Origin of the sequence: Dyadobacter sp. 22481, from assembly GCF_052044875.1 — a bacterium.
GTDB lineage: Bacteria > Bacteroidota > Bacteroidia > Cytophagales > Spirosomataceae > Dyadobacter > Dyadobacter endophyticus.
In genome coordinates this window covers 373,121-386,588 of record NZ_JBQENV010000005.1, presented here as the reverse complement: position 1 = coordinate 386,588, position 13,468 = coordinate 373,121, and the positions used below count along the sequence as shown (strand labels likewise).

The 13,468-nt window shown below is 45.5% G+C and carries 11 protein-coding genes; 2 read left to right on the top strand and 9 right to left on the bottom strand.

The window, feature by feature from the left end:
• Positions 1-10 precede the first annotated feature (10 nt).
• The 8 genes from ACTJJJ_RS29790 to ACTJJJ_RS29755 all read right to left on the bottom strand — a co-directional run bounded on the left by ACTJJJ_RS29790 (position 11) and on the right by ACTJJJ_RS29755 (position 11,137).
• A complete protein-coding gene (locus ACTJJJ_RS29790; protein ID WP_426293715.1) occupies positions 11-1,303 on the bottom strand; it encodes an oligosaccharide flippase family protein in 1,293 nt (430 codons plus the stop codon).
• The gene (locus ACTJJJ_RS29785) at positions 1,300-1,839 is read right to left on the bottom strand and encodes a serine O-acetyltransferase (protein WP_426293716.1); all 540 of its coding nucleotides are present in this window, start codon (positions 1,837-1,839) and stop codon (positions 1,300-1,302) included. The genes ACTJJJ_RS29790 and ACTJJJ_RS29785 overlap by 4 nt, the downstream gene beginning before the upstream one ends.
• A complete protein-coding gene (locus tag ACTJJJ_RS29780) occupies positions 1,840-3,105 on the bottom strand; it encodes a UDP-N-acetylglucosamine 1-carboxyvinyltransferase (protein ID WP_426293717.1) in 1,266 nt (421 codons plus the stop codon).
• A gap of 2 nt (positions 3,106-3,107) precedes the next feature.
• Positions 3,108-4,121: an NAD-dependent epimerase/dehydratase family protein gene (locus ACTJJJ_RS29775; RefSeq protein WP_426293718.1), complete on the bottom strand. Its 1,014-nt coding sequence runs from the start codon at positions 4,119-4,121 to the stop codon at positions 3,108-3,110.
• Between the two features lie 619 nt (positions 4,122-4,740).
• Positions 4,741-7,125 (bottom strand): GumC family protein, encoded by a 2,385-nt coding sequence (locus ACTJJJ_RS29770; RefSeq protein ID WP_426293719.1) that lies wholly within the window; start codon positions 7,123-7,125, stop codon positions 4,741-4,743.
• 45 nt (positions 7,126-7,170) lie between these two features.
• On the bottom strand, positions 7,171-7,998 hold the full coding sequence (locus ACTJJJ_RS29765; RefSeq protein ID WP_426293720.1) for a polysaccharide biosynthesis/export family protein: 828 nt from the start codon (positions 7,996-7,998) through the stop codon (positions 7,171-7,173).
• A 217-nt stretch (positions 7,999-8,215) separates the two neighbouring features.
• Positions 8,216-8,953 (bottom strand): tyrosine-protein phosphatase, encoded by a 738-nt coding sequence (locus tag ACTJJJ_RS29760; RefSeq protein WP_426293721.1) that lies wholly within the window; start codon positions 8,951-8,953, stop codon positions 8,216-8,218.
• 405 nt (positions 8,954-9,358) lie between these two features.
• The gene (locus ACTJJJ_RS29755; RefSeq protein WP_426293722.1) at positions 9,359-11,137 is read right to left on the bottom strand and encodes an ABC transporter ATP-binding protein; all 1,779 of its coding nucleotides are present in this window, start codon (positions 11,135-11,137) and stop codon (positions 9,359-9,361) included.
• A gap of 189 nt (positions 11,138-11,326) precedes the next feature.
• Here ACTJJJ_RS29755 and ACTJJJ_RS29750 point away from each other — a divergent pair, with 189 nt between their 5' ends.
• Together ACTJJJ_RS29750 and ACTJJJ_RS29745 are read left to right on the top strand one after the other, a co-directional pair.
• Positions 11,327-11,968, top strand: coding sequence for a 3-keto-disaccharide hydrolase (locus tag ACTJJJ_RS29750; protein ID WP_440703734.1), 642 nt, complete (start codon positions 11,327-11,329; stop codon positions 11,966-11,968).
• Between the two features lie 14 nt (positions 11,969-11,982).
• Positions 11,983-12,459 (top strand): DUF1905 domain-containing protein, encoded by a 477-nt coding sequence (locus ACTJJJ_RS29745; protein WP_426293724.1) that lies wholly within the window; start codon positions 11,983-11,985, stop codon positions 12,457-12,459.
• Between the two features lie 50 nt (positions 12,460-12,509).
• On the opposite strand, the gene ACTJJJ_RS29740 is transcribed toward ACTJJJ_RS29745, so the two are convergent.
• The gene (locus tag ACTJJJ_RS29740; protein WP_426293725.1) at positions 12,510-13,436 is read right to left on the bottom strand and encodes an AraC family transcriptional regulator N-terminal domain-containing protein; all 927 of its coding nucleotides are present in this window, start codon (positions 13,434-13,436) and stop codon (positions 12,510-12,512) included.
• Positions 13,437-13,468 lie beyond the last annotated feature (32 nt).

Below are 13,468 nucleotides of genomic sequence, written 5' to 3'. Positions count from 1 at the left end.
TTGGGAGTGTTTATGCTTTGGTTTTTGCCAAGAATGAACTAATGAAATCGAAATCGCTTTTGCTATACTTTAACAGTATTTGTATCGGTATTTTCGTCTCTATGCAATAGAAATAAGTGAAAAGGACAGCTGCAACTATGTAGCTGACAGTGGAGGCTAATGAAGAACCGTCGGCTCCGTGATCCGGCACCCACATTAAATTCAATATGATATTAATTACCAGGGCTGGCCCCATGGCCTTCATGGATACCCATGGTTTTCCTTTTCCCGCCAGATCCATATTCATTACCTTAAAGACGGTCAGAATTACCACCCCCGGCAAAAGAATTTTGAGAACACTAATGCTACCCGAAAACGACTCGCCGAACATGGTAATAATAATGAAGTCCGAGAATATGAACAGCGCCAGTGATCCACCTCCTACAAGAATGAATGATAATCTGAGCAACTGTGCAACTTTAAGGGAGAATGCATGATCATCTTTTGACACCGCGCTACGCGAAAAAATAATCGTACTTAGTACCATAGGAATCTGCCATAGGTACTGGATAATCGAGGCACCTTTGGAATAAATTCCCAGTTCATAAGGTGTACTGAGTTTATCCAATATAATTACATCCACCTTGTAATTTAGGTTTATCACCAGGAGTGCTAATGCGTATGTCAGTCCTAATGATAAAAGCGACTTAATGATAGCTACCTCATAACGGAAACTGAATGCACTCAGGAAATCATTTTTGAATAGCATTACAATAGCCATGAATAATGGACCGCCAATCACTGCAATGAGTGCTCCGGTTACCCCCAATGAAAATAGTGTTACCAGCAAGAGCGTCAGTGCCAGTATAATCAGTGGTGGTATCCAGTTAACCCGGTTGAAAGTGGTGAGATCATTTTTGCCCAGAAAAATTCCGGAATTGTAAGTCACGAATAAATTGAACGGAATTGGTAATAGCGATAGGAGAACCCAATATATATTGTCGCCCGATTTACTGAATTGGGTCATCAAAATATAGCAAACTAACATTGACAAAATCGTGGTAAATGCCCAGATCTGAGTAATCGCCGTCTTGATCTTATCCTCCGGATAAATCCCCTTGCCAAGGTAATATGTGGTAGATTGCCTTATGCCAAGGGACCCTATTGTCATAAATAGCGAAGGATATACGGCCAATCCAGCGATAACCCCGTTTCCATCGGGTCCGATCCACCGGGCTGTGACAATTGAAGTCACAACGCCAAAAACGATAATCAATACGTTGGATGTTCCCACCCTCAGCAAGTCACGAACGAAAGACTTCATCGATTTACTTCCTTAATTTTACAAGGTACTCCGTAAGCTATACAGTTGGGCGGCACGTCTTTATTCACCAAGGAGTTTGCGCCGACTATGCTATTTTCCCCAATTCTTACACCGCCAATAACTTTTGCCCCGGTATAGATCTTAACATTCCGTTCAATCACCGGATACCGCATTTCCTCGCCTTCACGACCATGACTTCCCAAAGTCACCTGCTGGAAAAGAGTTACGTTATCCTCGATCACAACGCCATCCCCGATTACGATGCCAATCGGATGGGGCATTCGTAAGCCTTTTCCAATAGAGGATTTATATGAAATATCACAGCTCCTGCGAGTGAGTAAGCGATACCTGTATTTAAGTGCTAGGTGTTTAAACAAAAATCCCTGGCGACTATTGAAAAATTTTCCTAGCCTGTGATTCAGTAAGACTCTGAAACTCGCTTTGTACCAGTAATTTGTGAGAAATGTTTTTAATATGAACTTGCCACCCGGCAAGTCCCCTTTAATCTCCCCTGACAATTGTTGCAGCGCCGACATCTATATTACAACATTCAAGCCTTTTAATTTTTCGAAGAGATTTTCGTAGCCCCTGTGAATCTGCCAGGAATTTTCGATGATCGTCTGACCTTCTGCTGTGAGGCCGGCCAATAGCAACGCAATTCCCGCTCTGAGATCAAGTGCATTCACTACTGCACCTTCCAACGGCGTTCCTCCATTGATCACGAGCATATCGCCCTCAACACTATATCGCATTCCCATTTTGGCAAGTTCTTCTGCATAACCATAGCGTCCTGGAAACCTCAAATCGACAACCTTTGACTCGCCTGTTGACATTGCTCCATACACCGCGAGCAGCGGCTGCATATCCGAGTTGATTCCAGGGTAGGGCCCTGTGCTGATTTCCAACGGATAAGAAGTGCCGCCTTTGACAATGACAGAGTTTGGTCCCTGATAGATTTTCATTCCGCTTTCTTTCAGAAAAATCAAGGGAACTTCAAGGTGTTCCACCGGAAAGTTTTCTATTTCGATATCACCATTTGTGATAACGGAACCTACAGCCCAGGTGAGTGCTTCCATGTTGTCGGGAATCACGCTATGCTTTACGCCACTAAGTTTGTCGACACCTTCAATACGGATACATTTTTGTCCGAAGACAGTAATTTTTGCGCCCATTTTGTTCAGCATATCGATAAGATCGAGAATTTCTGGTCGGATATGAGGATTCCAGACAGTCGTCACGCCCTTAGCCAGCGACCCGGCAATAATACTATTTTCTGTCGCGCCGGTTGATCTCATCGGGAGAAAGATATCATTGCCTTGAAGCCTGCCGGTATTTGATTTCGCGCACAGGAAGTCACCTTCTTCCCATACAGTGGCTCCGAGTGCTTCCAGGAGCATAACGTGAATGTCATATTTGCGCTCGCCGAGTTTGCATCCACCCGGCAAAGGCACACGTCCCTCTCCGAATCGCGTAGTCAAAGCGCCGAGAATGAGCAGCGTATTACGTATTGACCTTTCGTTCCAATCCAAAACGGTCGTTAGTCGATCGTTATCTTCCGTGATTCTGACATAGTCACCAGCACTTTTGTAGTCCTTACCTAAGACTTTGAGCATATCAAGGTGGATTTTAACATCCAGGAGGCCATTAGGAAAATTAAATAATTCCAGATCCTCATCTGTTAACAGGGATGCTGCCAAAAGACGGAGCGAGCTATTTTTTGCTCCACTGATTTTTACAAGACCTTCCAGGCGTGTCTTCTGCACGATGAGAGCGCCAGTGCCAACGTTTGCTACCGTTTCCATAGTTAAATAGTTTTATAGTAATTTTTGAACCAAGTAGTGAATTCGGATAGCCCTTCCTTCAAACTGACTTTAGGACTATAGTTCGTAATTGATATGAGTTTTTCTTGACTGGCCCAAGTTTTGGGAACATCTCCCGGCTGCATAGGCATATGATTTTTCAGCGCTGGATTTCCAATACCGGTTTCAATTTCGGATATAAAATCCATCAGGTTCACCGGAGATCCGTTTCCAATGTTCAGCACACGGTACATGGGTTCTTCATCAAATTCCTTGAGTGTTGTTTTAACAACGCCGTTGACAATATCCCCCACATAAGTAAAATCGCGCTCCATTTCGCCGTTGTTGAAAACGTTGATGGGTTTACCGTCCAATATCGCTTTCGCAAATAGCATAGGGGCCATATCAGGTCTACCCCAGGGACCATAAACGGTAAAGAAGCGCAAGCATGTAATAGGCACTTTATATAATTGGCTATACGCATGGGCCATCAGCTCGTTACTTTTTTTTGTAGCCGCATACAAGCTCACCGGTGCATCAACTTTATCTTCCTCTGAAAAGGGAATCTTTGCATTTGCGCCATACACAGAAGAGGAGGAGGCATGAACCAAATGCTTTACAGGAAAGTACCTGCAGGCTTCCAGGATGTAGTGAAAGCCCAGGATGTTGGACTGCACATATACGTCAGGGTTTTCTATTGAATACCTTACGCCTGCCTGTGCAGCCAGATTTATGACGTAATCAAACTTCTCGGCCTGAAAAAGACTGAAAAGTTGTTGCTTGTCCTCCAAGTTCATCCTGACAAAACGGTACTGGGTTGTCTTCCTGCTGTTTATCAGCTTGTACCATCTTATTTCGTCCTGCTCAATCCCTGCTTCTTTCAGCCGGGCATATTTAAGTTGTGGCGAGTAGTAGTCATTAATGTTATCAAGACCTACTACCTCGAAACCGTTTTCGATCAGTTTATTAACTGTATGAAATCCGATAAATCCGGCACTCCCTGTTACTAAGATTTTCATTGTTTTGTGATGTTCTTGTATAAGTTATTGGCAAAAGGCCTCAGATCACTAATTTGTAGCAGTTGTAATGAACGGTCTCGAGATTGTACGGTACTCCATCGTTCGACCTGCTGATCTTTACAACACAACTTGTGGTATCTGTCGTGCGCGAGTAACATTAGTAGGAACAAAGCTCGATGAAACGAGCACGCAAGTCGAATACGGGCAGGTCCTTTGCGTGCTGACGCAGATTACCGATGTCAAAAGAGAATGACATACTGCACCTTGCGCACCGAAATAGAGCCCTTTGCTTCGATATCGACTGGCCACTCTTATTTTCAACAGCTGTTTATTGGTCGATACGAGGATTTTCCAGCCCCGATGAAGCGGATATTGGAAAGATTTGCGCGACTGCCGCGCGATTGCCGCGTTGGGCTTCGGATAAGAAGGTTACATTTTTCATTTTTCTGATAACGTTGAGTAAATAAAAATTTTAAAGGCAATTGACAACAATCCCTGGTGTGGACTATTATCGTTATGTTAACCATGCATTTCTAAAAATGAATGGTTAACACCTGATTGGCGTGTATTGGAATTGAACACAACATTGGCATTTGCACGTGTCTAAATTGGGCGTCTCCTAATCTTTGGTAACGAGCTTTTTCAGAAAAGCACCTACACCGGCCGACTTGGCACCTGGCGTCTCGTCCTCGGAGTAATATCCGTAACCATAGCCTCCGTACCCGTATCCGTACCCATATCCGGCACCGTAACCGACACCATTGAAAATCACTGAAAGATTTGCAAAGCGTCGGGCTCGTTGTAAGTCCCCGATTCTCTTAAGGTGGTCTATAACAGTATAGTTGTATCTTACAATGTACAGAGTTGCATCAACGTGCTCGGCTATCAAGGCCGAATCGGTAACCAAGCCGTAAGGAGGTGAGTCGATCAGGATATAATCGTATTTCTCTCGAAGTTCGGCAAGTAGCTCGGGTAGCTTTCCGTTACTCAATAGCTCAGAAGGGTTTGGAGGAATTGGTCCGCTGGTCAGCACCTCGAATTTCGGGTGGACACCAGTTGATTGAACGAACTTCTCATAGTGACCTTGTCCGATGAGGCAGTTTGATGCACCTACTTTATTGGAAACCCCAAGCCGTTCGTGCAGCGTAGGTTTCCGCAGATCGAGACCGATCAACAACACGCGTTTATCGGAATAAGCCAAGCTGGCGGCCAGGTTGATACTGATGAAACTCTTACCTTCACCACCAATCGACGAAGTGAACATGATCACGCGACATGTGCCATCTCCCAAGTACTGTAGATTAGTTCTCAGCGCCCTGAACTGCTCGGCAACCGCGCTGCGTCCAGCCATCTTAATAATTGATTCTTCACCGGGTACTCCGTTGATGATTTTTTTCATCTGGCCAATTTCCCCCAATATCGAAGAATGAGTCACTTTCTCAATCTCTTCGCGGCGCTGTACCGTGTTATTCAACATGAACAGGAGGTTGATCAGCAACACTGGCAACAATACGCCAATCCCGGCTGCACCAAGCCAAATCAAAAGTCTTTTCGGTTTGATAGGGTTAAAACTCGCCATTGGCGCGTCAATTAACCGACTGTCGGTAACGGTAGAGGCGTATGCCAATGCCGTTTCCTCACGCTTCTGAAGAAGGTACAGGTAAAGCTCCTCCTTGATGGATTGTTGTCGTTTGATACCTACAAATTCACGCTCCTTTTTAGGAATGCTTCTAAGTCCGGCAGAAAAGCGGGTGTTGATCCCTTCCAGATTCCTCTTCGTCACAGCCATCCCTCGCCTCAAATTTTGTACGTTCTCGCGGATTGATTGCCTTGTACCTTCCAGCTGCGTGTTGATGGTTTGTAGCAATGGGTTGTTTGGAGATGTGGTTCGGGCGTATCTCTCACGTTGCAGTTCCAGTTCATTGAACTTGGTAAGCAACGATACCAAAACAGGATCGTCGATCATATAGGTGGCAGGGGCAACCGCCCCTTCGCCAGCCTTTTGAATGTAATTGTCAACGCTCTCCAGAATGGAAATTTTCGTGTTGACTTCATTGAGTTTCGAATCGTTCTCCTTGATATTCTCGAGGAATAATTGCGATTCGGCGCTGATGTCAGTGATTCCCTGATTGGTTTTATAGGATTCAACATCTTTCTCCACGTCACCAAGTTCACCGGTGATCAAACCAAGACGGTTTTCGATAAATTTAAGCGTATTACTAGCCTCGCTGTTTTTATCACTCAGTGAAGACTGTACGTAGACATCCAACAGCTTATTGAGAACATCCTTTGACCTCTGAACGTCAGTATCCTGATAGGTTAGTTCCAAAACAGTACTCTTTACATTTGGCTGCTCAACGGAAAGCCTGTCCAGCATGTCTTCAGCAAGGTTCTTGACATCGGTAAAAGTAACTGTTACGTCACTGTACTCCGAAGGTGTGCCTTTCATGACAATAAAAGCGCCCCAGGCGTTATTAAACCTTTGATTGAAGGTGAAAAGTTGTTCTTCGTCGTTAAATCGGAAATGAGTGCTATCTTCAAAATGAACTACCAGAGGCTTCTGAAAACCCAAAGGGTTGATAACCTCCGGCTTGACAATGACTGGGCTCGTCTTATATAAATTTTTAGTACGAAGCCCGTCCTTAGCTGTGTAAGACACGTCTAATGTAAGTTCCTTGATAACCTGCTCCATCAATGTTTGTGACTTGATGATTTCAAGTTCGTTCTCGACCAATTTGTTACCGCCAAACTGCGAACTCATCTCCGAAAGAATGTCTCCCTGAGCACCACTCAAGCCTTTTTTCTCATCCTTAATGAGTATACTGGTCTTAGTACTGTACACCGGTTGAGTGATCTGCAAATAGAAGAACGCAACCGTTAACGATAAAACTAGAAATATTGGAAACAAGAACCAGTATCTGATGTAACGATGTATGTAATCGTTTAGATTAAACTCTTCTTCTATTAGATCTTGATTTACTAGGTCTGATATATCGGATTTCATAACTGAGTGCGGAACAAGTTTGAATTTCTAAGCTGCCTCTTTTGCCTAGCGAGTAATATTTAAGATTAAAATACCTAAGGTGCTTATTCCACCAACTATCGATGCAATGATTGGGACCAGCTGGACATTACGGTCGGTAGCATTGATTCTGGTTTTGATCGGCTCGACATAGATTATGTCGTTCTTGTGGATGTAGTAATATGGAGAATTAAAAATTTCTCTATCTGTTAGGTCTATTCTTGCGTAACTTCTGGTGCCATTCTCCTCACGAATTATAAGCACGTTATCCCTTTTTCCGTAGATCGATAAATCGCCTGCAAGGCTTAAAACTTCGGGCAGGGAGATATTTTCGTCCGGTATTACATAAACCGCAGGTCGGCCTACTTCACCAAGTACCGACACTTTAAAGTTCAGATTTCTTACGATTACGGAAGGTTCCTTCAAAAATGTCTCGAGACGTGTCCGGATGGTATCCGCAGCTTCGGTAGTGCGCAAGCCGCCAATTTTCAATCTACCGATCAGAGGAATATCGACGGTGCCGTCAGTACTTACCAGGTAGCCCAATGGTTGAAGACGCGCCCCCCCACCAGTAACGGAGTAGTTGGTACTGGTGACATTCGTACTATTAGCAGTGTTGAATACCTCGTTCGCCTCAGTGTTCAAACTGCCAACGACAATCGATAGGACGTCATTTGGCTGAATAGTAGGAACATACTTTTGAGCTATTTGCTGAGTCGAGTACCTGGTAGAGTCGCCTTGGAAATATACAATCGATTTGGGGGATACGCAGGAAGTGAATCCTCCAAATATTGCGATACAGCTAAAAATTAGGACTATGGCCGACCGCTTAAATTTTCTGGGGTATTGATTCATATGTAAACGTTGAGTAGTTTTTTATTATCTATTATTTCTGATTCGAACCGGTTTATTACATATTGCTACATACAAGCTTACTGCAATGATGCTTGCGACTTACTATATAGCATCGTTGAGATTGTTAATAACTTAAAATCGCTGTTTCTTGGGAATGTCCAAACCACTCAAATTGGCGGGATGTAGTACAAATATAAAATAAATTCAATTATCGTCATTAAAAATTTATAAGTTTTTCATTTTGAAAAGGATACCGCGAGATCCAGTTGTTCCTGTTGCTGCGCTGAATCATCTCCAAATGCTGGATTTTATGTGCGTCAGTGCCCAAAAATGTGATCAGGTTATTTTTTAAAAGCCATTCTGCCATTTTGCCGATGTTTTCTCCGTAGTATCCTGATAATGACAAAATATTTACTTGTAGCTCACAGCCGCCATCCGCCAGTTTTTTGTAAATGGATGGGTCCGAATAGAAGTATGTGTAGCGTTCAGGGTGCGCCAGTACCGGCTGATAGCCCTTTTCAACGATGGAGAACAACGTTTCCGAAGTGTTCATCAGTGGCGTGGAATAGGGAAGCTCTACCAGGAGCCGGTTGCCTGGCAGGGTTAGCATTTGTTGTCCGGTGTTCAGCAAATGGTTGAAATGTTCGTCCAGGAAATATTCTGCGGCAGCTCCAATTTGGATGGTTAAACCAGCATCCTTGCTGGCTTGCCGCACTTCTTCAAGTTTTCCAAGGATAATTTCAGGGGTGTTGCGGTAGCAATCCCACATCACGTGAGGGGTTGTGATGATATGCCGGTAGCCAAGGGCCTGCATTTTGGAGGCCATCGCTACCGAGTCCGCCACCGTCTCAACTCCGTCGTCGACTCCCGGGATCATATGGGAATGTATGTCGATACCGATGTGATCTAGCGTTACTTCCTTATTTGACTTTTTATTAAATAACCAGTTGAGCATATGAAATTCCGCCAGCAGACTTCGATGATTTACAAAATTAGAAAAATGAAATTATCAAAAGTGCTAAGCCGGAGTAGTAAGTTTAAAAGACTTTGGATCAAAATAAGTCAAAATAGTCCGTTTACCGAAAAATTCCGGGTTTAAAATTCAAGATTTAACTGAACGGTAACGAATTGTACTATTCAATGGCGCACTTACTTTGTTACCGACAGTCTCAAAGCTACCACAAACTGCGATTTGCCAGATATAAGCAGGTTTCTGTTTGTTATGTGGTCGGTCTTGGCAGAGGTGTATTGACGGTACGTAGTCGGGAGATGGGATAATGTTTCGTGTTATTTGCACTATTTTTATTTATTTAAACTTCTGTTAACATTCATTCAAAAAAACGTGCCGGTAACCAGGAAGTTATTCTGCATGGCGGTGCACCAGCGCCTGCTGATGTTGCCATAGTTCTTTGAAGGTAGGGCTGTTTTGGCGTAAATGTGCAAATGTTCCCTCATCTATTAAATGCCCGTTTTGTAGCAGATATACGTAGTCGAACTTCACAAGGAGATGCAGCCGGTGTAGGGTAGATATCACCGCTTTGTCCGAAAACTCCCCAAACATCTTATCGTAAATCTGTGCCTCTGTTTTTGGATCAATGCTGCTGGTAGGCTCGTCGAGCAGAATAATATCACTCGTGCGTGCTGCGAGGATGCCGCGAGCGAGCGCGAGCCGCTGTTTTTGCCCGCCCGAAAGGTTAACACCCTTTTCCTGAATGCTTGATTCGAGGCCTTTGGGTAGCTTGTCGACCACTTCGGCGAAGTGCGCAGTTTCGCAGACCCGCATAATATCGCGCTCTTCGAATGGCAGGCCGAGAGTTATGTTGTAAGCAATAGTATTTTCAAAGATCTCCGGATCCTGCGGGAAAAGTGTCACCTGGTCGGCGAGCATTTCGATAGCGGCATCCTGGCCGTCGACGGACACTTTTGAGCCATTTTCCGGTTGGTATAGACCCCTCAACAATGCCAGTAGGGTGCTTTTCCCGCTGCCGCTTTCGCCGATGAATGCGATACGCTGACCCCGACGGATGCGGATATCGAGCGCGTGCAGACTGTGTGTTTGCTTTTTGGAGTCGTAAACCTCGCCGTGCGAGAAGTTCAGGTTACTGATATGGATTTCCTGCCAATTGTCGGGAAGATCGCCGGCCTCATCGACCCGGTGGTGCTCATGATAAGCTTCACCGATGGCTCTCGCGGTCTGGACTTCCGTGTTATAACGGATAATTTCGGTGTATTGCCAGGCGATGTCCTGGAACACGCTGGTGAACTGGTTGACGTAACTCAGCAATGTCACCAGTCCGCCGACCAGAAATACTTCGCCTGGCACATAATGCTGGTGCACATAACCGACTGTGACCACTACATAAATGAAAGCAATGAAGACGCTGGCCACAAACCATTTCCATTCATTAATCACCACCGACCGCCTGAAAGGAGGAAAAACATCGCCGACTTTATTCAATAGGCTGATTTTCATCCGTTTTTCAAGCCGTAGCGTGATCACGGTGATGATATTGGACAGGCTATCAAACAATGTTGAGGAAACAATATGCTCTTTCTCGTTCGATTCGTCGAGCGCTTTGATGAATGGTTTGTCAAACTTGAAAATCACATAGACATTGATAATGCCGATCAGTACACCGATGGCCCCATATAGCGATGAAAACCAGATGATAGCGACAAATGAGAAGACGAATTTCGCGAATGCATGCAGGAACATAAAGCCGTTCTGAAAAAAATCCTTCAATGCCTCATAGGCTTTGCGGATGCGGTTGATTGTCGCGCCGCTGTGGTGGTCCTGATGCCAGCGAATGGGCAAATGCAAAGACTGGTGATAAAGTTCGTCTAGGAAATTACGGCTCAGGTCGAATGCCAGTTTGCGCTCCATTATACGCGCGGGTCCGTGAAATGCCCATTCCAGCAGGATCAGGCCAAGGTATGCGCCTCCATATACCCACACATTTCGCAAAGTGCCCTCCGCGTCTTGTTGTATGGATTGAATGAACCATCCATAAAGCAGTGGATGTGCCGCCAGCACCAGGTTGGCCATCACGAACATTCCGTAAACGAGCAGGTAACGACCGCGTTGCTGCCGGGCGTAGCGCCATGCAGTGGCAAGAAGGGATAAATAGGGGTTCTTCATCGAAATTTCGGTGGTTGCGGAACGGCGGCTGGCCTCCCGACACCATACAACCACAAAACAGGCTCGAAGGTTGCCGTCCGGTGGGTAAACTTTGTGTGAAGAATCAGTAGTTTTAGGGACTTTGCGGTTTAGTTACACATTGACTGATTTTCACAAACCAACCTTTTTGAACCACCAAACCGGAATTTTATGAAAAGATTAATGCATGGTTTTTGCAGCGCTGTTTTGCTGAGCATTGCCCTTGGAATTTCTGCACACGCACAGGACGGCTGGATTAGCCTATTCAATGGAAAGGACTTTACAGGTTGGAAAATCGGTGCGAATGCGAGCTCCTTTTCCATCGAGGACGGCACCATCAAAGTGGCCGGGCCACGGGCGCATCTTTTCTATGAATGGCCGGTCAAGAACCATATGTTCAAAAATTTCGAGTTTAAGGCACAGGTCAAAACCACGCCGGGTTCCAATTCAGGTATTTTCATCCACACCACGTACCAGGAAGACGGCTGGCCCGCGCTAGGCTACGAAGTGCAGGTAAACCAGTCGCATACCGACTATAAGCGTACCGGCAGCCTTTATAATGTAATAGACGTGAAAGATACCTACGTGAAAGACAACGAATGGTATACCGAGTACGTCAAAGTCGAAGGCAAACACATTACCATTAAGATCAACGACAAAGTGGTGGTAGATTATGAAGAAACCGGCGTTGACAAGCGTGAGGGTGAGATGAAGAACAGGTTCCTGAAACAAGGTACATTTGCATTGCAGGCGCACGATCCCAAGAGCGTGGTGTATTATAAAGACATTCAGGTAAGACCATTAACTGAGTAACCGCATTACTTCCGATGGAAGAAGAAGTTCATTTTGAATCGATACTGGAACGCCTCCCCAAAAAGGGAGGCGAATTTTATATGATGGTCCCTGAGGAGGTGGCCGCCCAGTTCGTGGAGGGCCGCAAGCCCGCGCGTGTACGTTGTGTGATCAACGGACATGTGCATTTTCAATGCGCGATCCGGCCGAAAGGTGGGGGAGGCTTCTATATCAATGTAGCTACACAACTTCGTCAACAGGGCAAATTGGCATTAGGCCAAAAGCTACATGCAACCGTCCGCAAGGACGACAGCGAGTACGGCCGGGATATGCCGGAGGAATTGCAGGAACTGCTGGCCCAGGACGAAGAAGCAAACAGGTTGTTCCAAAATGCGAAACCCGTGAACCAACGGGCTATTATTCACTATATCGCCGGCGCCAAATCGGTGCAGGTGCGAATCGACCGGTCTATTATGATGACGGACAGGTTAAAGGCGGGGCGTATCGTGTAACGGTTTGTCAGGTGTGGTCAACGACTATTCCTGCCCCATCTGACCTAACATCATTCCTCGCGAGTCGAGACATTCCGGTATTGGCTTGGCGAAATGCCTTCCGACTTTCGGAATTGCCTTCCGAAGTAATTCAAATCGGTGAAGCCAAGCTGGTAGCAGATGTCGGAAATGCTGTCCTTTGTGTGGGACAAAAGCTGCTTAGCCTTTTTGATCTTTTCTCTTAATATAAAATCCAGGGGACTGATGCTGAACTCGCGTTTAAATGCGCGGTAGAATGATGCCCGGCTCATGCACGCTTTTTCGCTCAGGTCTTCTACCTGGATCTTTTCGTTGATATTAGCCTTGATATAACTCACCACAAATGCCAATGGGTTGTCCTCATGCAGGTAAGAGGCTTCGTCGGTGGCCGCCAAGTGCTGAGTTTGAATGATGTGCACGATGAGCTCCTGTAATGTGAGATCGGCGAGGATGTCTTTGCCTAATGCGCTGCCCGAGCAGATTTTTATGAGCTTGTTGAGCGTCTGGGCGAGCTCGATATTGTTGAGGAAATGGTACTGGCTGTGCTGTAACGACCAGAATTGCTGCCGACCTTCGCGCGGGTAAGCCTCACTTAGGCGGTCGACGATCTGCTGGATTTTCATTTGGTCGATCGCCAGGGCAATGCATTGGGTGGGATTCTCGCGGGCAGCTTCGGGAAAGTCGATTTTCATCGTCACATTCGCTGGTACAAGCACGGTTTCGCCTGGTAAATATTCGAAGCCCGGCTGATCAAACAAATGCATGATTTTTTTACCACGCAGCATGCTAGTCACCACAAAATCAGGGAATGTAAGTGGCACCAATGCCGAAGTCTGTAAAGTTTCGAACAGGTTCAGCTCACAGTTTTCCAGCGTAAATGCTCTGCGGTTTTCTACCAATGTCTTCAACGATTTCTCTCCCGAAACCGCCACCTGATCCAATCTCAAACCTGCCGCCATTGTCCTTTTATTTAAAATCTCAACAACCTTTT

What these genes read in the sequence shown, in the direction of transcription:
- ACTJJJ_RS29750 (WP_440703734.1), top strand. Translation starts at nt 11,327, where the DNA reads ATGAAAAGATTAATGCATGGTTTTTGCAGCGCTGTTTTGCTGAGCATT.
- ACTJJJ_RS29790 (WP_426293715.1), bottom strand. Translation starts at nt 1,303, where the DNA reads ATGAAGTCTTTCGTTCGTGACTTGCTGAGGGTGGGAACATCCAACGTA.
- ACTJJJ_RS29765 (WP_426293720.1), bottom strand. Translation starts at nt 7,998, where the DNA reads ATGAATCAATACCCCAGAAAATTTAAGCGGTCGGCCATAGTCCTAATT.
- ACTJJJ_RS29755 (WP_426293722.1), bottom strand. Translation starts at nt 11,137, where the DNA reads ATGAAGAACCCCTATTTATCCCTTCTTGCCACTGCATGGCGCTACGCC.
- ACTJJJ_RS29785 (WP_426293716.1), bottom strand. Translation starts at nt 1,839, where the DNA reads ATGTCGGCGCTGCAACAATTGTCAGGGGAGATTAAAGGGGACTTGCCG.
- ACTJJJ_RS29760 (WP_426293721.1), bottom strand. Translation starts at nt 8,953, where the DNA reads ATGCTCAACTGGTTATTTAATAAAAAGTCAAATAAGGAAGTAACGCTA.
- ACTJJJ_RS29780 (WP_426293717.1), bottom strand. Translation starts at nt 3,105, where the DNA reads ATGGAAACGGTAGCAAACGTTGGCACTGGCGCTCTCATCGTGCAGAAG.
- ACTJJJ_RS29775 (WP_426293718.1), bottom strand. Translation starts at nt 4,121, where the DNA reads ATGAAAATCTTAGTAACAGGGAGTGCCGGATTTATCGGATTTCATACA.
- ACTJJJ_RS29745 (WP_426293724.1), top strand. Translation starts at nt 11,983, where the DNA reads ATGGAAGAAGAAGTTCATTTTGAATCGATACTGGAACGCCTCCCCAAA.
- ACTJJJ_RS29740 (WP_426293725.1), bottom strand. Translation starts at nt 13,436, where the DNA reads ATGGCGGCAGGTTTGAGATTGGATCAGGTGGCGGTTTCGGGAGAGAAA.
- ACTJJJ_RS29770 (WP_426293719.1), bottom strand. Translation starts at nt 7,125, where the DNA reads ATGAAATCCGATATATCAGACCTAGTAAATCAAGATCTAATAGAAGAA.